This window comes from Pseudomonas sp. Irchel s3a10, from assembly GCF_900187525.1.
In the GTDB taxonomy this organism is placed as follows: domain Bacteria; phylum Pseudomonadota; class Gammaproteobacteria; order Pseudomonadales; family Pseudomonadaceae; genus Aquipseudomonas; species Aquipseudomonas koreensis_G.
Genome location: NZ_FYDR01000002.1, coordinates 178,835 through 200,785, shown reverse-complemented (window position 1 = coordinate 200,785; position 21,951 = coordinate 178,835). Strand labels below are relative to the sequence as shown.

Here is a 21,951-nt window from a genome sequence, read left to right as displayed (position 1 = left end):
CGAACATGGCATTTGGCTCAGTCAATGCCCCTTACCATGCCATACAAACACGGTGCTTGGCGATGCATAAAGCTGCCAGAATTTGCCAGACCCAAAAAGCCAGAAGCCCGCAATTACGCGGGCTCCAGGGCATTTCTTGCTAGATCGTGCCGGGCAATGCCGGACGTCCAATCATTCCCACTCAATGGTCGCCGGCGGCTTGCTCGACACGTCATAAGTAACGCGCGAAATGCCTTCGATTTCATTGATGATACGTCCAGAGACGGTTTCCAGCAGTTCGTAAGGCAGGTGTGCCCAACGTGCGGTCATGAAGTCGATGGTTTCTACAGCACGCAGGGCCACGACCCAGGCGTAACGACGGCCGTCGCCGACCACGCCAACCGATTTCACTGGCTGGAACACCACGAATGCCTGGCTGACTTTGTGGTACCAGTCGGCTTTGCGCAGTTCTTCGATGAAGATATGGTCGGCACGACGCAGCAGGTCGGCGTATTCCTTCTTCACTTCACCGAGGATGCGCACGCCCAGGCCCGGGCCCGGGAACGGGTGACGGTAGACCATGTCGTACGGCAGGCCCAGTTCCAGACCCAGACGACGGACTTCGTCCTTGAACAGTTCGCGCAGTGGCTCGACCAGTTTCAGGTTCATCTCTTCCGGCAGGCCACCCACGTTGTGGTGCGACTTGATCACGTGCGCCTTGCCGCTTTTCGCGCCAGCCGACTCGATCACGTCCGGGTAGATGGTGCCTTGCGCCAGGTACTTGATGTTGTCCAGCTTGCAGGATTCGGCATCGAACACGTCGATGAAGGTACGGCCGATGATCTTGCGCTTCTTCTCTGGATCGGCTTCGCCGGCCAGGTTGTTCAGGAACTGCTCTTCAGCGTTGGCGCGGATCACCTTGACGCCCATGTTCTCGGCGAACATGGCCATCACTTGCTCGCCTTCGTGCAGACGCAGCAGGCCGTTGTCGACGAACACGCAGGTCAACTGGTCGCCGATGGCCTTGTGCAGCAGCGCCGCAACCACCGAGGAGTCAACGCCGCCGGACAGACCCAGCAACACGTTGTCGGTGCCGACTTGTGCGCGGATGTTGGCGATGGCGTCTTCAGCGATCTTCGACGGAGTCCACAAGGCTTCACAGCCGCAGATGTCCAGCACGAAGCGCGACAGGATGCGACCGCCCTGCTTGGTGTGGGTCACTTCCGGGTGGAACTGCACGCCGTAGTAAGCGCGTTCGTCGTTGAACATGCCGGCGATCGGGCAGCTTGGGGTGCTGGCGAGGATGTGGAAGTCTTCCGGCATCTTGGTGACCTTGTCACCGTGGCTCATCCACACGTCGAGACCGAACAGGCCATCGGCGTCGATGTGGTCCTCGATGCCGTCGAGCAGGCGGCTCTTGCCGACTACGTCAACGCGGGCGTAACCGAACTCACGCAGCTCGGAACCTTCAACCTTGCCGCCCAGTTGCTCGGCCATGGTCTGCATGCCGTAGCAGATACCAAAGACCGGCACGCCCAGGTCAAACACCGCTTGTGGGCAGCGCGGGCTGTTGGCTTCGTGCACGGACTCGGGGCCGCCGGCGAGGATGACGCCTTTAGGCGCGAATTCGCGGATCGCCTCTTCGTCCATGTCGAACGGGTGCAGCTCGCAGTACACACCGATCTCGCGCACGCGGCGGGCAATCAGTTGGGTGTATTGCGAACCGAAGTCGAGGATCAGGATGCGGTGAGCGTGAATGTCGAGGGCCATGATTCAGTCTCGTCTAAGTAATTCAGAAACAGTCGTGATTCAGAAACAACTCGGGGCTGAATAAAACAGCCCCGGTTGCTTAACGATTTGCTTGAAGCATCAACCTACGCGGTAGTTTGGTGCTTCTTTGGTGATCTGCACGTCGTGAACGTGGGATTCGGCCATACCGGCACCGGTGATCCGCACGAACTCAGGCTTGGTGCGCATTTCTTCGATGTTGGCGCTGCCGGTGTAACCCATCGAGGAACGCAGACCGCCCATCAACTGGTGGATGATCGCAGTCAGGGTGCCTTTGTACGGCACACGGCCTTCGATACCTTCCGGAACCAGTTTCTCGGCGCCGGCCGAGGAGTCCTGGAAGTAACGGTCGGAAGAACCTTGCGCCTGGGACATGGCGCCCAGCGAACCCATGCCGCGATAAGCCTTGTACGAACGGCCCTGGAACAGTTCGATCTCGCCCGGGGCTTCTTCAGTACCGGCGAACATCGAACCCATCATCACGCAGGACGCACCAGCGACGATGGCCTTGGACAGGTCACCGGAGAAACGGATGCCGCCGTCGGCGATCAACGGCACGCCAGTGCCTTCAAGGGCAGCGGCGACGTTGGCGATGGCACTGATTTGCGGCACGCCGACACCGGCGACGATACGGGTGGTGCAGATCGAGCCAGGGCCGATACCGACCTTGACCGCATCGGCGCCAGCTTCGGCCAGGGCCTTGGCAGCTGCGCCGGTGGCGATGTTGCCGCCGATCACCTGCACTTCAGGGAAATTCTCTTTGACCCAGCGAACGCGGTCGATCACGCCCTTGGAGTGACCGTGTGCGGTGTCGACCACCACCACGTCCACACCGGCGTTGACCAGCGCGGCAACGCGGTCACCGGTGTCTTTACCGGTACCGACGGCAGCGCCAACGCGCAGACGACCTTGATCGTCCTTGCTGGCCAGCGGGTAGGCTTTGGCTTTTTCGATGTCTTTGACGGTCATCATGCCTTTGAGGGCAAACTTGTCGTCGACGATCAGGACTTTTTCCAGGCGGTGCTTGTGCAGCAGCTCGCGGACTTCGGTCTTGTCGGCGCCTTCACGGACGGTGACCAGACGCTCTTTAGGCGTCATCACTTCACGTACGGTGGCTTCCAGACGGGTTTCGAAGCGGACGTCACGGGAGGTGACGATGCCGACCAGGTCGCCATCGTGCAGCACCGGAACGCCGGAAATGTTGTGCATGCGGGTCAGTTCGAACAGGTCACGCACCGTGGCATCAGCCTCGATGGTGATCGGATCCTTGACGACGCCGGCTTCGAACTTCTTGACCTTACGCACTTCGGCAGCTTGCTGCTCGATGGTCATGTTCTTGTGGATGATACCGATACCACCTTCCTGAGCCATGGCGATTGCCAGACGGGCTTCAGTGACGGTGTCCATGGCGGCAGAAACCAGAGGAATATTCAGCTCGATGCCACGGGTAAGGCGGGTCTTGAGACTGACTTCGTTAGGAAGCACCTCGGAATAACCAGGCACTAGGAGAATGTCGTCGAATGTCAGAGCTTCTTGGCTGATACGCAGCATCGCGGGGGCTCCCGAGCGGGAAAATGGAAGCGCGCCATTATAGTCAGACACCCCCTGCTGTTCAATGTAAAACTCAACCTGATATCAATGTTACTGATATACGGAAAACCCTGCTTTTTGTAGGAGCTGCCGAAGGCTGCGATCTTTTGCTCTGGATTCTCGAAAACAATAGCAAAAGATCGCAGCCTTCGGCAGCTCCTACAGGGACAAATTCAGGGTCAGAGTTCGACTTTTACCCAGCTGACAGGCTGGTCGAGCCAATCGGCGAACTCATCGATAAAGCTCTGCTTGAACCCTGCTTCCAGCCAGTTGTTGAAGATGAAACCCAGGTTGGAAAACGCACATTCCTGCAAGTACAGAAAGCCGTTGATGTCATCTTCGTGCCCGCATTCCGGGCAGGTGAAGTTGTCGGTGCGCCCGGGCATCCAGTCTTCCAGGCTTTCGAACAGCGCTTCGCCGACTTCGCGGCGGCATTCGGCGCACCCGGCCTCTTCGAGAAAGCCCTTGGCCGGGGTGTAGATACAGCGTTTGACGATGATCTCCAGGCCATTGATCGGCTCACCGAAAGGCAGCGCTTCGGGGTGCAGCACCACCGCACGCGCGCCGTCGGCAATCGCATGGGCCATGCGGTTGCCGGTGCGGCCGCAAGTGGTCAGCTGTTCTTCGATGATGTTCTTGCGCACCAGCCAGCGCACGATCGCCCGCGCCCGGGGCTCGTGGACCGGCAGGGTGGAGATTTTCGGGACGATGATGCTTTGCGAATTCATGGTGCAAGCCTGCTGCAAATACCGAGATTTACCCCTGTAGGAGTGAGCCTGCTCGCGATAGCGGTGGGTCAGACACATCAAGATCAACTGATACACCGCTATCGCGAGCAGGCTCACTCCTACAAAGGAATTGCGGCCGGCAGCTTAATCCCTGAAGAAATCCGGTCAAGTACTCACGCCATACTAATAATGTAGCGCCCGATCAACGCAATCCCGCTCGCCAGCACCAGCCAGGTCACCAATCGCACAAACGCCTCGCGCGACAATCTCATGGTCAACCGCCGCCCGATCCACAAGCCCAGCGCCATGGCAGGCAACAGACACACCGCCAGCATCAACAAGGGTAGCTCGGCATACACCCCGGCGATGGCGAACAGGCTCAAACGCACCACCGTGCTGCAACTGATCAGTGCACTTTGCGTGGCCCGCGCCGCGTCCTTGGGCAGGCGGCTGTTGAGATAGATCGCATATAAAAAGCCGCCGCTGCCAAACAGCGCGCCAAACAGCCCGCCCACCGTGCCCATCGGCAATGCCCATGCAGCAGACAACTGCGTCGGCCGGGTTTTCACCCACAGGCTGTAAACCGCATAAGTGCTGATGAACAACCCCATCAACAGCAACAACAGATCAGATTTGAGATTAAGCAGGAAAATCACCCCCAACGTGCACCCCACCGCCATGCACGGCAGCAGCCGTAACAACTCGGATTTCGCCACGTCCCGGCGCGAGGGCAGCAGATTACCGAACGCCGCGACGAAATCCAGCAGCACCAGCAGCGGCACGATTTTCGACAACGGCATGAACAGAATCAGAATCGGCCCCGCGACCAGTGCGGTACCGAACCCGGCAATTCCGAACACGATATAGGCCAGCGCGATTCCCGAGCCGATCACCGCCCAGCCACCCGCGCCCCACGCCCATTCACTCAACAACCCCGCCACGCTCATCGATCCGCTTCCTTTATAAGCCTGTGATGACTTTAGCCAGCGCCAAGCCTTGCGACTAATATGATCAAAGTCGCTCACTCATCTCGAAAAGGCATACCTGGTGCTTTCAACCCGACAATTGCGCTACTTCGTGGAAATCGCCGAATGCGGCAGTTTCAGCGCCGCCGCTGAACGCCTGTTCATCGCGCAGTCAGCGCTGAGCCGTCAGGTCAAGGACATGGAAGCGCGCCTGCAAACCCCGCTGTTCGAACGCACCGCGCGCCAGCCCCGGCTCACGGCGGCGGGTGAGGCGTTTTTGCCGCGGGCCAGAAACCTGCTCAATGAACTGAGCAAAGCCAGCGCGATGGCCACTGAGGTCGGCAATGGTCAGCTCGGCACCTTGCGCCTGAGTCATTCCAGCACCGTGTCGATCAGTGGGCATTTATTACGTCGGATCAGCACTTATCTCGATCAGCAGCAAGGCGTGTCGCTGGACATCGGCAAGCTGTCCTCCGAGGCGCAGCTTGAGGAACTCGCGGAAGGACGCCTCGACATTGGTCTGTTGCGCCTGCCGGTGTTGCGTCAGCGCGAAGGCATTCAGGTTGTGCCGTTGTTCACCGAACGCCTGCTGCTGGCGGTGCCGAACGATCATCGCCTGGCCGATTCAGCCGCTGTCGAATTGGCGCAACTGAAGGACGAGCCGTTTATCTCGATCCCGCATCCGCAGCGTGGCGGGCTCAGCTATTTGTGTGCCGACCTGTGTATGCGTCAGGGCTTTTTTCCCAAAGCGGCGCGGGTGATGTCGCGCAAGACCACGCAGTTGCAGTTGATCCAGGCTGGATTCGGCATCGCCCTGCTGCCCGAATCAATGCAGGACATCGCCCCCGGCGGCGTACGATTTCTGCCGCTGAGCGATCCCGATTGCCAAAGCACCATCGCCCTCGCCCATCGCCAGAACCCCACGTCACTGGTTCAACACTTCATCCAGACCTTCACAAATCCCCTGTAGGAGCTGACGAGTGAAACGAGGCTGCGATCTTTTGATCTGGCTCTCCAAAAAAAATCAAAAGATCGCAGCCTTCGGCAGCTCCTACAGGGATTCGTGTATTGCGTCGGAAATTAGCTTTAAACTGCGCCCCATGATTAAAGATCCCTTTTCAAGGCTCGGCCTTGACCGTGAAGTCCTGACCGTCAGCCAGCTCAACGGCCGCGCGCGGGTGTTGCTCGAAGACGTGTTCAGCAACATCTGGGTCGAAGGCGAAATCTCCAACCTCGCCCGCCCGGCGTCCGGCCACGTGTATTTCACCCTCAAGGACAGCGGGGCGCAGGTGCGTTGCGCGCTGTTCCGCAACAATGCGGCGCGGGTGCGTCAGGCGTTGAAGGACGGTCTGGCCGTGAAGGTGCGCGGCAAGGTCTCGCTGTTCGAAGGGCGTGGCGACTATCAGCTGATTCTCGATACCGTGGAGCCGGCCGGTGACGGCGCGCTGCGCCTGGCCTTTGATGCGCTGAAGGAAAAGCTCAGCGCCGAAGGTCTGTTCAGTGCCGAACGCAAAGTCCCGCTGCCGGCGCATCCGCAACGCATCGGCATCATCAGTTCGCCGACCGGCGCGGTGATTCGCGACATCATCAGCGTGTTCCGCCGCCGGGCGCCGCAGGTGCAACTGACGCTGATCCCGACCGCCGTGCAGGGCCGTGAAGCCACCGCGCAAATCGTCCGCGCGCTGAAAATGGCCGACGCCCGTGGTTTCGACGCGCTGATCCTCGCCCGTGGCGGTGGTTCGCTGGAAGACCTCTGGTGCTTCAACGAAGAAGCCGTGGCCCGCGCGGTCGATGCCTGCGTGACGCCGATTGTCAGCGCCGTCGGGCATGAAACAGACGTGTCGATCAGTGATTTCGTGGCTGACGTGCGCGCACCAACGCCCTCCGCTGCCGCCGAGCTGTTGGCCCCGGATTCGAGTCACCTGATCCGTCAGGTCGAAAGCCTGCACCGGCGTCTGGTGATGCGCATGCGCGACCGGCTAATGCGCGATCGTCTGCGCCTGGAAGGCATGGCCCGCCGCCTGCGCCACCCCGGCGAACGCCTGCGTCAGCAAGCACAACGCCTGGATGACCTGGACATGCGCATGCGCCGGGCCTTCGAGCGCCAACTGAATACCCGCCGCGAACGGCTGATCCGTCTGGAAACCCGGCTCGCCGGGCAACACCCGGGACGCCAATTGGCGATGCTGCGCCAGCGCCTCGACAGCCTCGCCGAACGCCTGCCGCGAGCCATGCGCGAAGGTCTGAAAAGCCGTCGCCTGCAACTGCACAGCCAAATGCAGACGCTGCATGTGGTCAGTCCGCTGGCAACCCTCGGCCGTGGCTACAGCATTCTGCTGGATGAGCGCGGGCACGCCATTCGCAACGCCGCGCAGACCCACACCGGCCAACGCCTGAAGGCCAGACTGGGCGAAGGCGAACTGCAAGTGCGCGTCGAGGACAATCACCTGACGCCCGTCACCCTTTCTTTACTGGACTGATCCATGCCGCGTTTTCTTGCTCCGTTATTGTTGCTGTGCCTGACCACCTTCAACGCCCACGCCGACAGCTACATCACCCGTTTGCTGAACAAACCGGTGCCGGGCGGCGTCGCGGTGATTGATCTGGGCAGCGCCGCGCAGGCGCCAAAAGCCACCTATCAGGGCAAACCGGTGCTGGTGGTGAAAGAACAGAACAACTGGCTGGCGATTGTCGGTGTGCCGCTGACGGTCAAGCCCGGCAGCCAGCAGATCAGCAGCGGCGGGCGCAATCTGCCGTTCACCGTCGGCAACAAGAAATACCCGGAACAGCACATCACCCTGAAGAACACTCAACAGGTCAATCCGAACCCGGCCAATCTCAAGCGCATCGAGGGTGAACTGGCCGAGCAGATCAAGGCTTACCGCAGCTTCAGCCCGAACACTCCGAGCAACCTGTTGCTGGACAAACCGGTCAACGGGCCGCTGTCGAGCAAGTTCGGTGTGCGCCGTTTCTTCAATGGCGAAGAGCGCAACCCCCATGCCGGCCTCGACTTTGCGGTGCCGGCCGGCACGCCGATCAAGACCCCGGCAGCGGGCAAAGTGATTCTGACCGGCAACTACTTCTTCAACGGCAATACGGTGTTTGTCGATCACGGACAAGGCTTTATCAGCATGTTCTGCCACATGTCGAAAATCGACGTGAAGGTCGGCGATCAACTGGCCCGTGGCGCGGTGGTTGGCAAGGTCGGCTCGACCGGCCGGGCAACCGGGCCGCACATGCACTGGAACATCAGCCTGAATGATGCGCGGGTGGATCCGGCGATTTTCATTGGTGCATTTCAGCCGTAATTCCTGATTGAGGCTACCGGCCCCTTCGGGAGCAAGCCCCCTCCCACACTGGATTTGTGTTGTGAACACGATCAACTGTGGGAGCGGGCTTGCTCGCGAAGGCGGCCCATCCCACACCGCAAATACTGCTCACACCCCCACCAGTTTCAATTGCGCCCCAATCCAACCCCGCGCAAACATCAATAAGATCATCCGCCTGAAGCACAATAAAATCGCGCCATTCGCAGCTTTTCGAGTATTCCTCTCAATTTTTTTCGACTGCTTGCCATCCTCTCCCCTCGCGGTTAGGGTTGAAGGCATGAAAACCTCTCACACCCTTATTCAGCTTCGCCAGCACCGCAGTCTGTGCCTCGTCAGCGCACGACTGCCGGGCTGAATCGCTGCGCCTCGTCCCAAGCTGTTCCCGAACATTCGTTCCACCGGCAGGCCGCCTCTTTTCGGCCCAGACAATAAGGATTTTCCCGATGAGCATGCTCAAAGACCCGTCTTCGAAATACCGCGCGTTCCCCGTCATCAATCTGCCGGATCGCACCTGGCCGTCGAAAACCATCGACGCCGCGCCGATCTGGTGCAGCTCCGACCTGCGTGACGGCAACCAGTCGCTGATCGAGCCGATGGACGCGGTGAAGAAGCTGCGCTTCTGGAAAACCCTCGTGCAGGTCGGCGTGAAGGAAATCGAAGCCTCGTTCCCGGCCGCTTCGCAAACCGACTTCGACTTCGTGCGTACCCTGATCGAAGAAGGCCACATCCCGGACGACACCACCATTCAGGTGCTGACCCAGGGCCGTGAAGACCTGATCGAGCGCACCTTCGAATCCCTGCGCGGGGCGAAGAAAGCCATCGTTCACCTGTACAACGCCACCTCGCCGTCCTTTCGTCGCATCGTCTTCAACCAGGATAAGGACGGCATCAAGGCGATCGCGGTCAACGCCGCCAAGCTGTTCGTCAAATACGCGGCGATGCAGCCGGACACCGAGTGGACTTTCGAATACTCGCCGGAAACCTTCAGCGCCACCGAGTTGGAGTTCGCCAAGGAAGTCTGTGACGCGGTGATCGAGGTCTGGAACCCGACGCCTGAGCACAAGATGATCCTCAACCTGCCGGCCACCGTTGAATGTGCAACGCCGAACGTCTACGCCGACCAGATCGAATGGTTCGGCCGCAACATCAACCGTCGTGACAGCGTGATCATCAGCCTGCACACCCACAACGACCGTGGCACCGGCGTCGCCGCTACCGAGCTGGGCCTGATGGCCGGCGCGGATCGCGTCGAAGGCTGCCTGTTCGGCAACGGCGAGCGTACCGGTAACGTCGACCTGGTCACCGTGGCACTGAACATGTACACCCAGGGCGTTGACCCTGAGCTGGATTTCTCCGACATTGACGGCGTGCGCAAAGTCGTTGAAGAGTGCAACCAGATCCAGGTGCACCCGCGCCACCCGTACGTCGGCGACCTGGTCCACACCGCATTCTCCGGCTCGCACCAGGACGCAATCCGCAAGGGCTTCGCCCAGCAGAAACCGGACACCCTGTGGGAAGTGCCGTACCTGCCGATCGACCCGGCCGACATCGGCCGCAGCTATGAGGCAGTGATTCGTGTGAACAGCCAGTCGGGCAAGGGCGGTATCGCCTACTTGCTGGAGCAGGAATACGGCATCAGCCTGCCGCGACGCATGCAGATCGAGTTCAGCCAGGTGGTGCAGCGGGAAACCGACCGCCTCGGCCTGGAGATGACCGCCAAGCAGATCCACTCGCTGTTGATCAGCGAATACCTGCAAGCCAACACCCCGTACGCGCTGGTCAGCCATCGCCTGCAGGAAGAAAACGGCAACAGCGCCGTCGAAGTGGAAGTGGCGAGCAAGGGTCAGGGCGAAACCAACCTGCACTGGCGCGGCAAGGGCAACGGTGCGCTGGAAGCACTGGTGGCCGGCCTGCCGATTCCGGTGGAGATCATGGACTACAACGAACACGCGATCGGCGCGGGCACCAATGCCAAGGCAGCGGCTTACATCGAGCTGCGAGTGAACGGTGAGCGTGCGGTGCACGGCGTGGGTATCGATGAAAACATCACCACTGCCAGCTTCAAGGCGCTGTTCAGTGCGCTGAACCGCTCGTTGAGCCAGCCGGAAGCGAAAGCGGCGTAAGCTTCGCTGAAATGCAAAAGGCCCCGGAGTGTGAGTTCCGGGGCCTTTTTTATGCCTGCTGGTTTTGTGCCGCCTGATCTGGCCTCTTCGCGAGCAAGCCCGCTCCCACAGGGTATTGCGCTCTACCTGTGGGAGCGGGCTTGCTCGCGAAGAGGCCAGGCGCTGCGAGTATCAAGTGAATTCGAAGGTATCCGCATCCAGATTCGCCGGAAAACGCTCGCGATACGCCGCCAATGACGCAGCCTCCAGCACAACCTTGAACACGCCGTCGGCCTCCCCCGCCGCCAGCAACGTCTCGCCCTGGAAATCCAGCACCTGACTGTCGCCGGTATAGGCAAAGCCCTTGCCGTCGGTGCCGATCCGGTTCACCGCCGCCACGTAGCACAGGTTTTCAATCGCCCGCGCCGGCAACAAGCGGTTCCAGTGCAGACGCCGCGCACCCGGCCAGTTGGCGGTGTACAGCAGCAGATCGGTGTCCTGCGCGTCGCGACTCCACACCGGGAAACGCAGGTCGTAGCAAATCAGCGGCCGAATGCGCCAACCCTTGAGCTCAAACTGCACCTGGCGCTCGCCGGGGGTGTAGTGATTGTGTTCGCCCGCCATGCGGAACAGGTGGCGCTTGTCGTAATGCCAGACTTCACCGTCCGGGCGCGCCCACAGCAGGCGATTGCGATGGCTGCCGTCCGCCGCCTGAATGATCACGCTGCCGGTGATCACCGCATTCAGTTTCGCGGCCTGCACCTTCATCCACTTGCTGGTCGGGCCATGCTCGGCTTCAGCGAGGGTTTCCGACTCCATGGAGAAGCCAGTGGTGAACATCTCCGGTAGGATGATCAGGTCGGCGCCCCGGGCCTGCTCCAGCAGCACCTCGAAGTGCTCGAGGTTGGCCTGACGATCATGCCAGGCCAGGCTGGTCTGGATCAGCGCCAGATTGAGATCGGGCAATGCACTCAGATCACGCATAGTTTTGCCGCTGCCTCGCGCAGCGTCTCCTCGCGTTTGGCGAAGCACAGGCGCACCAGGCGCTGGCCTTGCGGTGGATTCTGATAGAACACCGACACCGGAATACTCGCCACGCCGTGTTCGCGGGTCATCCAGATCGCCATGTCGACGTCGTTCAAGTCAGGGCGGATCTGCGAGTAATCAACCAGTTGGAAATACGTGCCGGTGACGCGGGTGAAGGTGAAGCGCGACGGCGCCAGCAAATCGCAGAACAGGTCGCGCTTGGCCTGATAGAAACCCGGCAGCTCTTCGACGTGTTCCGGGTGCTCGGCCATGTAATCGGCCAAGGCGTATTGCAGCGGGGTGACACCGCAGAAACTGACGTACTGGTGCACCTTGCGCAGCTCGGCGGTCAGCGCCGGGGGCGCAACCACGTAACCGGTTTTCCAGCCGGTGACGTGGTAGGTCTTGCCGAACGAGCTGACCACGAAGGCGCGCTGATACAGCTCTTCGTGAGCCAACAAACTGACATGCGGCACGCCGTCGAACACCAAGTGTTCGTACACCTCGTCGCTGATCAGATAGATGTCGCGACCACGGATCAACTCCGCCAGTTGATCCAGTTCGGCACGGCTGATCAGTGCACCGCTCGGGTTGTGCGGGGTGTTGATGACGATCATTTTCGTGCGCGGGCTAAGGGCCGCGGCGAGCTTGTCGAAATCGATGGAGAAATCGTGCGGGTTCAGTTGCACATGCACGCAGCGGCCACCCGCCAACTGCGTCGCCGGTTCATAGCTGTCGTAGCACGGATCGAACACGATGACTTCGTCGCCGCTGTGGATAACCGCCTGAATCGCACAGAAGATCGCCTGGGTGGCACCCGGCGTCACGGTCACTTCGCTGTCGGCGTCGACTTTCACGCCATAGCTGCGCGCGATTTTCGCCGCGATCTGCTCGCGCAGCGCCGGCAGGCCGGTCATCGGTGAATACTGGTTATGGCCGCTGGCGATATGCCGACCGACCGCGTCACGCAGGGACTGCGGGCCGTCGAAATCAGGAAAACCCTGGGACAGGTTGATCGCTCCGGTCTGCGCCGCGAGCTGAGACATCTGCGTGAAAATAGTGATGCCGACATCCGGCAGCTTACTGGTGATCATCGAGGGGTTCCCTGCTCTACACCCGGCTCTGACGACGGCGCGGGAGAGCCCGAGAATAGCCCATTCGAATACGATAAAAAAAGTCGTTCCCTACGATGCGCGGCACTACGAAATCAAAAAAAGGCACCTTGAACCTACTCGCGCCGGAGGAAAACGGATGAGTGGTCGCGCAATACGCCCTCCCCTGTAATTTCTGACAGTAGCGGTAAGTTGCAGCAAGCTTTTAACTGGGTCTACGGCACAACGTCGTTGTCTCAAGGAATCGCAGTGATGACAAAACGAATGATCATTAAGGCAGGTAACCTGGATACCACGTTTGGCAAAGGCGGCAAGAAAAAACTCAAATTCAATTTCGGGAGTGCCTATCACGCCAATAGTCTTACACTCGCCAGCGAGGGCAGGATCTTTATTGCCGGCGACGTGGAACAGCCATCGGGCGATGACTTGCAGCAAAATTTCGCCATAACGTGCCTCAACCAGAAAGGTGAGCCTTACTTGCCTTTCAATAACGGTTATATGGCCGACCGCTTCAACCCCGATGACGCTCGACTGGCCTCTGCCTGTCAACGAATCTTCATAACCGGGTCGAAGGTAGTGCTAGCAGGTGTCTTTACTAATGACCGGCCAACGGATGTCCCCGCTTTTGCCAGACTGAACATGAACGGCCGTTACGACGAGGGATTCGGCAGGGGAGGAAGATATGTCTACAAGTTACCCTATGACCCGAGCAGTTCAGTGGGCGCCTCACCCACCAGCGTAGACAGGCAATCAACCGGTCATTTTGTCTTCGCCTTTGAGCATGTCTGGCATGACCTCGTCGCACCGCATGCACTTAACTCGACAGCCGTACTGGCCAGAATCTCCCAAGACGCAAAGCTGGACAATAACTTTGCCCGGGGCAACGGACATCTCACGATCAAACCAGCACCTGGACACAACTTTCGCAAGAAGGGCCTGATCATCCAGAACGATGACCGTATTCTGGTATTTGGAGAACTTTCGGGAGAGAGCAGTGATGCGGTCATCTACCGATTCACGGCTGACGGCGAGATTGATCCGTCATTCGGAACAGAGGGCGAACTGCGAAAGCCCGACTGGAACATCACCAGCATCGTCGCACTTCCCGGCGATCGTTTGTTGTGCGCTGGGTCACGGGGCGATCAAGCGCTGCTCGCTCGCCTTAAGGCTGACGGCAGTGACGACACCTTTAGAAGCGAGGTGAAGATTCACGATCGTTGCGTGTGGCTGAAGGCTTTGCAACAACCCGACAACACGACGCTGGTTGTGGGTTACGCCGAGAAAAACCTGGACGTTGTCCCGTTATTGGCGCGTTTTCTGGACAGTGCTGAATTGGACCCGAACTTTGGCGAAGGCCAGGGCTGGGTAAGTGACGGCATGGGAAACACGCTTGAGCGTGCCATCGATCTCGCGGTGGACGACATTGGCCGAATTCTGGTGCTGGGAAAATCGCAAGGCCTGTCTCCGTATGCGGACTTCTTCCTGCTGCGCTACCAGGGTCGTACGCCAAAGGGCGCTCAATGACAACCATCAGCCCATAAAAAAGGCGCCGCAAGCGGCGCCTTTCGGGTGAAGACCTGAATCACTTCTTGTCGCGGCGCTTCTTGCTGGCTTTCTTGTTGTGCGACATCAAACGACGCTTCTTGTTGACCTGGCGGTCGGTGAGCGTGTTCTTGTTGCCTTCGTACGGGTTTTCGCCACCCTTGAACTCGATGCGAATCGGCGTACCGACCAGCTTCAGCACACGGCGGTAAGTGTTCTCCAGATAGCGCACATACGACTTCGGCACTTTCTCGATCTGGTTACCGTGGATCACGATGATCGGCGGGTTCGCGCCACCCAGGTGGGCGTAACGCAGCTTGATCCGGCGGCTGTTGACCATCGGCGGCTGGTGCTCGCTGACCGCGTCTTCGAGAATCTGCGTCAGGCGGCTGGTCGGCCAGCGGGTAACCGCGGACTTGAACGAGTTCTGCACCGAGGCGTAGAGGTTGCCCACGCCAGTGCCGTGCAGCGCCGAGATGAAGTGAATGTCGGCGAAGTCGACGAAGAACAGCCGACGTTGCAGCTCGACCTTCACAAAGTCGCGCTCGCTCGGGGTCATGCCGTCCCATTTGTTGATCGCGATCACCAGTGCACGGCCGGCTTCGAGGGCGAAGCCCAACAGGTTGAGGTCGTGATCGACCACGCCTTCGCGGGCGTCCATCACGAAGATCACCACGTTGGCGTCTTTGATCGCCTGCAGGGTTTTGACCACGGAGAATTTTTCGACTTCTTCGTGGATCTTGCCGCGCTTGCGCACACCGGCGGTGTCGATCAGCGTGTACTTCTCGTCATTACGCTCGAACGGGATGTAGATACTGTCGCGGGTGGTGCCGGGTTGGTCGTAGACGATTACCCGGTCTTCACCGAGCATGCGGTTGACCAGAGTCGACTTGCCGACGTTCGGACGGCCGATGATGGCGATCTTGATCCCGTCTTTTTCGCTCGGGCCAGGAATGCGCTTGGCTTCCTCGCCTTCGGCAACGATCTCTTCCTCTTCGCCTTCCGCCGGTTCGTCATCATCACGCGGGAAATCGCTCAGTGCCGCTTCCAGCAGTTGAGTGATACCACGGCCGTGAGCACCAGCGATCGGGATCGCGTGGCCCATGCCCAGCGGGGCAAATTCAGCGCGGGCCATTTCCGGGTCGATGTTGTCGACCTTGTTGGCAACCACGTGGGAACGCTTGTTACGCTTGCGCAAGTGTTCGGCGATCATCTGGTCGGCGGCGGTGAAACCGGCCTTGGCATCTACCAGGAACAGAACAACATCCGCTTCTTCAATGGCCAGCAGCGACTGCTCGGCCATTTTTTCGTCCATACCGTGTTCGTCACCGGAGATACCGCCGGTGTCGATCAGAATGTAGGAACGCCCTTGCCACTTGGCCTCACCGTACTGGCGATCACGGGTCAGACCGGACAAGTCGCCAACGATGGCGTCACGCGTCCTGGTCAGGCGGTTGAACAAGGTGGATTTGCCGACGTTCGGTCGGCCCACCAGGGCGATTACGGGAACCATGCGGCTCTCCACTTCGTTATTTCAGAAAATACAAAAGCCGCTGCGAGGCAGCGGCTGGTGCTCGGGGCAACACTGTGGGAGCGGGCTTGCTCGCGAAAAACCGTAGCAGCACCGCTTTTATTCAGGCTGTACGCGTCTTCGTTGACGCTCTTCGCGAGCAAGCCCGCTCCCACAAATGAAGCTGCCTGGGGCGTTAACCCCAAGCATAGTTGTTACTTGATGGTCAGGGCTTCCAGTTTGCCGCTGTTGCCATACACATAGATCGTGTTGCCCACCACCAGCGGACGGGCACGCAGGCCGTCACTGTCGATACGCTCACGACCCACAAAACGACCGTCCACCTGGCTCAACAGGTGCAGGTAACCCTCCATGTCACCAACGGCTACGTAGCTGGAGAACACTTCCGGCGCCGACAGCTGGCGGCGAGCCAGCGAGTCGTTGCTCCACAGTGCAGTGGTCGAACGCTCGTCAACGCCTTCAACGGTGCCCGAAGACAGGCTCACGTAGACGTTGCCGAAACCCTGGGCAACACCGGCATAGCTCGATGCATCGCGCTGCCAGAGCTGGCGACCGCTTTGCAGATCGAGTGCCGCAACGCGCCCCTGATAGCTGGCAACGTACAGCGTTTCGCCGGACAGCAGCAGACCGCCGTCGATGTCGACCACGCGCTCCAGTTCCGAACGACCGGTTGGAATCGCGACCCGTTGCTCCCAGACCGGCACGCCGTTGGAAATGTCCAGGGCGACCACTTTACCGGTCGACAGGCCAGCCACTGCGAGGCGGTTCGTCACGACAGGGGCGCTGGTGCCGCGCAGGGTCAGTACCGCAGGGGTGCTGTCGTAAGTCCAGCGACGGTCGCCGGTAGCAGCGTCCAGACCGATCAGACGATCGTCCTGGGTCTGTACCACGACAACGTCACCGTTGTTGGCCGGCGGCGCGAGCACTTCGCTGGAAACCCGGGCGCGCCACTTCTCTTCGCCGTTGATGGCGTCGAGGGCAACGATTTCACCCTTGAGGGTACCGATCGTGACCAGACCGTAACCCACGCCAACGGCGCCGGAGACAGGCAGTTCAAGATCCTTTTTCCACTTCACGTCGCCATTGCTGCGATCCATGGCCATCAGCACGCCGGTCACATCGGCCGCGTAGATGGTGTCACCATCGATCGCCGGCACCAGCATGTTGTAGGTTTCGCCCTGACCGTCACCGATCGAGCGGCTCCACTGCTTTTGCAGAACCACTTCTTCTTTGAAGTCGGTCAGCTCGGCCGGTGGCAGTTCTTTTTTGCTGTTGCTGCTGCAACCCGCGGCCAGAATGGCCAGAGCCAGCAATGCTGCATGCTTCCAACGGATCACGTCACGCATCCCCTTTGGCCAGGTCGTCAAGCTTGATTTGAAGGCCACCGACTGCCGCTTCATCCGACAGTGCCGCCTTGGCTTTTTGATACGCGGTGTTCGCCTCGTCGGTACGACCCAGCTGAACCAGCAGATCACCCTTGAGTTCTTCGCGAGTGGCCAGGAACGCCTTGTCGGCATCGCCGTCGAGCAGCTTCAGGGCTTCATCGGCCTTGTTCTGCGCACCCAGCACCTGCGCCAGACGCTGACGGGCGATTTCGCCCAGCGCCGGGTTGGCCGGTTTGGCAACGATGGCTTTGAGTTCAGTCGCAGCGTCGTCCAGCTTGCCGCTGTCGACCGCTACTTTGGCCACGAACAGGCTGCCGTACTGCGCGTACGCGGTGCCGCCGAATTCGCTGTTGAGCTTGCCGGCCAGATCCGCAACGCGGGCAGCGTCAGGCTTGCCGTCCGGGGTCAGCGTGGTTTCCAGCAGTTGCTGATAGAGCACCGAGGCGCCTTGCGACTGGTTGCTCTGATACTTGTGAAAAGCCTGCCAGCCGAACACGATGACCAGCGCCAACAGGCCGCCGGTGACCAGAGGTTTGCCGTTGCGTGTCCACCAGTCCTTCAAATCCGCCAACTGTTCGTCTTCGGTACTCGACACCCCAATACTCCTTAATCGCTAAATCGGCTGTTTAGACAGCTTCAACCCTGCACGACGCAGGTGGCCAGGTGAGCGGCAAGCGCATCCCAGGCAATGCTTTGTTGTTCGCCCTGGCCACGCAGGGGTTTGAAACCTACCACTTGCTGGGCCATTTCGTCGTCACCCAGGATCAGTGCATACAGCGCACCGCTCTTGTCGGCTTTCTTGAACTGGCTTTTGAAGCTGCCGGCGCCGGCATTGACTTGCAGGCGCAGGTTCGGAAGCTGGTCACGTACCCGCTCGGCCAGGGCCAGACCGGCCAGTTCGGCCTCCTCGCCAAAGGCGCACAGGTAGACATCGACCTGACGGGAGATTTCTTCCGGGATCTGCTCCAGGGTTTCGAGCATCAACACCAGACGCTCGATGCCCATGGCGAAACCCACGCCGGCAGTCGGCTTGCCGCCCATCTGCTCGACCAGACCGTCGTAACGACCGCCCGCGCAGACAGTGCCCTGGGCGCCGAGCTTGTCGGTGACCCATTCAAATACGGTTTTGCTGTAGTAATCGAGGCCGCGCACCAGTTTCGGGTTGAGCACATACGGGATGCCAACCGCGTCCAGACGCGCCTTCAGACCTTCGAAGTGCGCACGGGATTCGTCATCCAGATAGTCGGCCATCTTCGGCGCATCGACCAGTACCGCCTGAGTGTCGGCATTTTTGGTGTCGAGCACGCGCAACGGGTTGGTTTTCAGGCGACGCTGGCTGTCTTCGTCGAGCTTGTCGTGGTGCGCCGAGAGGTACTCGACCAGCGCTTCACGATAGCGACCACGGGACTCGCTGGTGCCCAGGCTGTTGAGTTCGAGCTTGACCGCATCACGGATACCCAGCTCGCCCCACAGGCGCCAGGTCATGATGATCAGCTCGGCGTCGATGTCCGGACCGTCGAGGTTGAACACTTCCAGACCGATCTGGTGGAACTGGCGATAACGGCCTTTCTGTGGACGCTCGTGGCGGAACATCGGGCCGATGTACCAGAGTTTCTGCACTTGGCCACCGCCGGTGATGCCGTGCTCGAGCACCGCACGCACGCACGCCGCGGTGCCTTCCGGACGCAGGGTCAGGGAGTCGCCGTTGCGGTCTTCGAAGGTGTACATCTCTTTTTCGACGATGTCGGTCACTTCACCGATCGAGCGCTTGAACAGCTCGGTGAACTCGACGATCGGCATGCGGATCTGCTTGTAACCGTAGTTATCCAGCAGACGCGCGACAGTGCCCTCGAAATAACGCCACAGCGGGGTCTGTTCGGGCAGGATGTCGTTCATGCCACGAATGGCTTGCAGAGACTTGCTCACTTTAAATCCTTAAATTCGTTCGGCGCTTCAGTCAGGTCAGCCGCGTGCGATAACCGCTGCGTCAGCTTCGACCTTCTCGGCCGCTTTCTCGCGGATCAGCTTTTCCAGCTCGTCCACCAGATTGTCATTCGTCAGTTTCTGCGACGGCTTGCCGTCGATGTAAATCAGGTTTGGCGTGCCGCCGGTCAAGCCGATATGGGCTTCCTTGGCTTCGCCGGGGCCGTTGACCACACAACCGATCACCGCGACATCCAGCGGCACCAGCAGGTCTTCAAGGCGCCCTTCCAGCTCGTTCATGGTCTTGACCACATCGAAGTTCTGCCGCGAGCAGCTCGGGCAGGCGATGAAGTTGATGCCACGGGAACGCAGATGCAAAGACTTGAGAATGTCGTAACCGACCTTCACTTCCTCGACCGGATCGGCCGCCAGCGAGATGCGGATAGTATCGCCAATCCCCTCGGCGAGCAGCATACCTAGGCCCACGGCGGATTTCACTGTGCCCGAACGCAATCCACCGGCTTCAGTGATGCCCAGGTGCAGCGGCTGGACAATTTCCTTGGCCAGCAGACGGTAGGCTTCGACGGCCATGAACACGTCGGAGGCCTTAACGCTGACCTTGAAGTCCTGGAAATTCAGGCGTTCGAGGTGCTCGACGTGACGCAGCGCGGACTCAACCAGCGCAGCCGGGGTCGGTTCGCCGTATTTCTTCTGCAGGTCTTTTTCCAGCGAGCCGGCGTTGACGCCGATACGGATCGGAATCCCGCGGTCACGGGCGGCATCGACCACGGCGCGCACCCGGTCTTCGCGACCGATGTTGCCCGGGTTGATGCGCAGGCAATCCACACCCAGTTCGGCGACGCGCAGAGCGATCTTGTAGTCGAAGTGGATGTCGGCAACCAGCGGCACCTTGACCAGTTGCTTGATCTTGCCGAACGCCTCGGCGGCGTCCATGTCCGGTACCGAAACGCGGACGATGTCGACACCGGCGGCTTCCAGACGATTGATCTGGGCGACGGTGGCAGCCACATCATTGGTGTCGCTGTTGGTCATGCTCTGCACAGCGATAGGCGCATCGCCGCCAACAGGTACGTTACCGACCCAGATCTTGCGCGAAACGCGACGTTTGATTGGAGATTCGCCGTGCATGACTTATTGACCCAACTTCAGGCGAGCAGTCTCGCCACTGGTGAACGGAGCGATATCGACCGGTTGGCCGTTGTAGCTGACCTGTGCGGCGCGAGCCACACCCAGGCGTACCGCCAGCGGCGGCTTGCCGGAAACCGAGACGCTGTCGCCTTTATGTTTCAGACCGCTGAACAGCACTTTGCCACGACCGTCGGTGACCTGTGCCCAGCAATCGGCGGTGAACTGCAGTTGCACCTGACCGTCGCCGGCCGCTGGGACAGCTGCTTCTGCGGTCGGCGCAGGGGTAGCCGCTACCACTGGTGCGGTGACGGTCGGCGCTGGTGTGGCCGGAACGTTCGGTGCCGGAGTCGCCGGAGTGGCCACAACCGGGGCCGGCGTATGAACCGGTGCGGCTGGCGTGGTTGCTGCCGGGGCGGCTGGTGCGGTGGCCGGAGCAACTGGCTCGGCACCGGTCGATTCCGCGGTGGTTTCCGATTGTGGCAGTGCCAGCGCGGTTGCGCCTTCGGCCTGACCTTCGGCAACGGCCTGGTCTTCCGGCTCGTCGATCGGGTGAATCTGCGTGGTGCCGTCGGCGCCTTCGACTTCAACGTGCTCCGGGGCCAGGCTGGTCACGTCCTTGCTGCGCTGCGAGGTCTGATCCTGCCACCAGACGAAACCGCCGCCGATGACCGCGACCAGCAACAACAGGCTGACGATGCGCAAAATAGTGTGGGAAACCCGTACCGGCTCTTCGATACGGCCCAGCGCGTGCACATTGCTGCCCTGGGAGTCGGTGCCGGTGGACTGGTCGAATTGCTGAACCAGAACGGTCTGGTCCATGCCGAGCAATTTGGCATAAGCGCGAATGTAACCGCGAGCGAAGGTATGCCCTGGCAGCTTGTCGAAAGCGCCAGCTTCAAGATTGCTCAGGGAAGTCACGGTGAGGTTGAGCTTGAGGGCCACTTCGGCCAGCGACCAGCCATTGCTTTCGCGGGCCTGGCGCAAAGTCTCACCGGGATTAACGCGATTCGCTGCTACAACTTCGGGATGCGCCGCTTTCATCATTGCTCCGACAGGTATTGCTGATATTCCGGCGTACCGGGATAGAGTCGTTTTAATTGCAGGCCATAACTGGCGGCCTTGTCGCGATCTTCAAACACTTTTGCCAGCCGAACGCCGAGCAATAGACTACGTGCATTTTGCTCGGTTAGCAGGCTGAAACGGTCGTAATAGTCACGCGCGGGCACATAATGCCTGTCTTCGAAGGACAACTCAGCCATTTCCAGCAAAGCGCGCGGTTGTTGACGGTTCAGCCGCAGGGCTTTTTCCAGTTGCTGCTGTGCCAGATCCCGTTGCCCGAGTTTCGAGGCGGTCATGCCGAGGTTCTCGAAGACTCGCGAACGCTCAGGATACAGGGTATCGGCGGCTGCCTGCTCAAAACGCTCGTAGGCTTCCTTGTAACGCTGTTCTTCGTAGAGAAAACTGCCGTAGTTATTGAGGATTCGTGCATCGGTGGGACGCGAGGACAGGGCTTTGCGGAAATGTTCGTCGGCCAGCTTCGGCTCCATTTCGGCCTGGAACACCAGCCCGAGGGCAGCGTTGGCATCAGGATCGGAGCCGTCCAGCTCCAGCGCCTTCTTCAGCGGCACCTTGGCGCGCTCGGTCATCCCTTGCTGCAAGTATCCCAGTCCCAGCTGCACGTAGGCGGCACGCGCTTCGTCGCGGCCCTTGCTGGTCTTCATCGGGTTGTAGTCACCCGACAGGACACAACCAGCACACAGACTGGCCATCAGCAACAGCAGCGCAAAGCGCAGGGACATAGA

Annotated in this window: 18 protein-coding genes; 5 read left to right on the top strand and 13 right to left on the bottom strand. The window is 60.2% G+C overall.

Annotation, left to right across the window (positions count from 1 at the left end; translation table 11 throughout):
- Positions 1 to 171 precede the first annotated feature (171 nt).
- From guaA to CKW11_RS06525, 4 genes are all read right to left on the bottom strand, one after another.
- Positions 172 to 1,749, bottom strand: coding sequence for a glutamine-hydrolyzing GMP synthase (gene guaA, locus CKW11_RS06540; protein ID WP_003227864.1), 1,578 nt, complete (start codon positions 1,747 to 1,749; stop codon positions 172 to 174).
- A 99-nt stretch (positions 1,750 to 1,848) separates the two neighbouring features.
- The gene (gene guaB / locus CKW11_RS06535; protein WP_095136900.1) at positions 1,849 to 3,318 is read right to left on the bottom strand and encodes an IMP dehydrogenase; all 1,470 of its coding nucleotides are present in this window, start codon (positions 3,316 to 3,318) and stop codon (positions 1,849 to 1,851) included.
- A 218-nt stretch (positions 3,319 to 3,536) separates the two neighbouring features.
- Positions 3,537 to 4,085 (bottom strand): hypothetical protein, encoded by a 549-nt coding sequence (locus tag CKW11_RS06530; RefSeq protein WP_064589059.1) that lies wholly within the window; start codon positions 4,083 to 4,085, stop codon positions 3,537 to 3,539.
- A 173-nt stretch (positions 4,086 to 4,258) separates the two neighbouring features.
- Entirely contained in the window at positions 4,259 to 5,032 is a 774-nt protein-coding gene (locus tag CKW11_RS06525) for a sulfite exporter TauE/SafE family protein (protein ID WP_095136899.1), read from the bottom strand.
- 100 nt (positions 5,033 to 5,132) lie between these two features.
- On the opposite strand from CKW11_RS06525, the gene CKW11_RS06520 reads away from it, so the two are divergent.
- The 4 genes from CKW11_RS06520 to leuA all read left to right on the top strand — a co-directional run bounded on the left by CKW11_RS06520 (position 5,133) and on the right by leuA (position 10,502).
- Complete coding sequence (locus tag CKW11_RS06520; RefSeq protein WP_095136898.1) at positions 5,133 to 6,020, top strand: LysR family transcriptional regulator; 888 nt, start codon at positions 5,133 to 5,135, stop codon at positions 6,018 to 6,020.
- 130 nt (positions 6,021 to 6,150) lie between these two features.
- Positions 6,151 to 7,530 (top strand): exodeoxyribonuclease VII large subunit, encoded by a 1,380-nt coding sequence (gene xseA / locus CKW11_RS06515; RefSeq protein WP_095137384.1) that lies wholly within the window; start codon positions 6,151 to 6,153, stop codon positions 7,528 to 7,530.
- A gap of 3 nt (positions 7,531 to 7,533) precedes the next feature.
- On the top strand, positions 7,534 to 8,358 hold the full coding sequence (locus tag CKW11_RS06510) for a peptidoglycan DD-metalloendopeptidase family protein (protein ID WP_095136897.1): 825 nt from the start codon (positions 7,534 to 7,536) through the stop codon (positions 8,356 to 8,358).
- A 464-nt stretch (positions 8,359 to 8,822) separates the two neighbouring features.
- Positions 8,823 to 10,502 (top strand): 2-isopropylmalate synthase, encoded by a 1,680-nt coding sequence (leuA, locus tag CKW11_RS06500; RefSeq protein WP_027612129.1) that lies wholly within the window; start codon positions 8,823 to 8,825, stop codon positions 10,500 to 10,502.
- Positions 10,503 to 10,673: 171 nt separating this feature from the next.
- Here the strand turns inward: leuA and CKW11_RS06495 are convergent, their stop codons facing one another.
- Together CKW11_RS06495 and CKW11_RS06490 are read right to left on the bottom strand one after the other, a co-directional pair.
- Positions 10,674 to 11,465 (bottom strand): amidohydrolase, encoded by a 792-nt coding sequence (locus CKW11_RS06495; RefSeq protein WP_095136896.1) that lies wholly within the window; start codon positions 11,463 to 11,465, stop codon positions 10,674 to 10,676.
- The gene (locus tag CKW11_RS06490; protein WP_095136895.1) at positions 11,453 to 12,601 is read right to left on the bottom strand and encodes a pyridoxal phosphate-dependent aminotransferase; all 1,149 of its coding nucleotides are present in this window, start codon (positions 12,599 to 12,601) and stop codon (positions 11,453 to 11,455) included. Before CKW11_RS06490 ends, CKW11_RS06495 begins: the two co-directional genes overlap by 13 nt.
- Positions 12,602 to 12,871: 270 nt before the next feature.
- Between CKW11_RS06490 and CKW11_RS06485 the strand changes: the two genes are divergently transcribed.
- Positions 12,872 to 14,143: a hypothetical protein gene (locus CKW11_RS06485; protein ID WP_095136894.1), complete on the top strand. Its 1,272-nt coding sequence runs from the start codon at positions 12,872 to 12,874 to the stop codon at positions 14,141 to 14,143.
- Between the two features lie 58 nt (positions 14,144 to 14,201).
- Here the strand turns inward: CKW11_RS06485 and der are convergent, their stop codons facing one another.
- The 7 genes from der to pilW form a co-directional block, all read right to left on the bottom strand.
- Positions 14,202 to 15,674 carry a ribosome biogenesis GTPase Der gene (gene der / locus CKW11_RS06480; RefSeq protein ID WP_027612132.1) on the bottom strand — a complete coding sequence of 491 codons (1,473 nt, stop codon included), beginning with the start codon at positions 15,672 to 15,674 and terminating at the stop codon, positions 14,202 to 14,204.
- A 212-nt stretch (positions 15,675 to 15,886) separates the two neighbouring features.
- Entirely contained in the window at positions 15,887 to 17,038 is a 1,152-nt protein-coding gene (bamB, locus tag CKW11_RS06475) for an outer membrane protein assembly factor BamB (protein ID WP_095136893.1), read from the bottom strand.
- Positions 17,031 to 17,672, bottom strand: a complete 642-nt coding sequence (locus CKW11_RS06470; protein ID WP_007964436.1) for a tetratricopeptide repeat protein — start codon at positions 17,670 to 17,672, stop codon at positions 17,031 to 17,033. The genes bamB and CKW11_RS06470 overlap by 8 nt, the downstream gene beginning before the upstream one ends.
- A 41-nt stretch (positions 17,673 to 17,713) precedes the next feature.
- A complete protein-coding gene (gene hisS, locus CKW11_RS06465; RefSeq protein WP_095136892.1) occupies positions 17,714 to 19,003 on the bottom strand; it encodes a histidine--tRNA ligase in 1,290 nt (429 codons plus the stop codon).
- Positions 19,004 to 19,039: 36 nt separating this feature from the next.
- Entirely contained in the window at positions 19,040 to 20,149 is a 1,110-nt protein-coding gene (gene ispG, locus CKW11_RS06460) for a flavodoxin-dependent (E)-4-hydroxy-3-methylbut-2-enyl-diphosphate synthase (RefSeq protein ID WP_025109215.1), read from the bottom strand.
- Between the two features lie 3 nt (positions 20,150 to 20,152).
- The gene (locus CKW11_RS06455) at positions 20,153 to 21,190 is read right to left on the bottom strand and encodes a RodZ family helix-turn-helix domain-containing protein (protein WP_095136891.1); all 1,038 of its coding nucleotides are present in this window, start codon (positions 21,188 to 21,190) and stop codon (positions 20,153 to 20,155) included.
- Complete coding sequence (pilW, locus tag CKW11_RS06450; protein WP_007964430.1) at positions 21,190 to 21,948, bottom strand: type IV pilus biogenesis/stability protein PilW; 759 nt, start codon at positions 21,946 to 21,948, stop codon at positions 21,190 to 21,192. Before pilW ends, CKW11_RS06455 begins: the two co-directional genes overlap by 1 nt.
- Between the last annotated feature and the right edge of the window lie 3 nt (positions 21,949 to 21,951).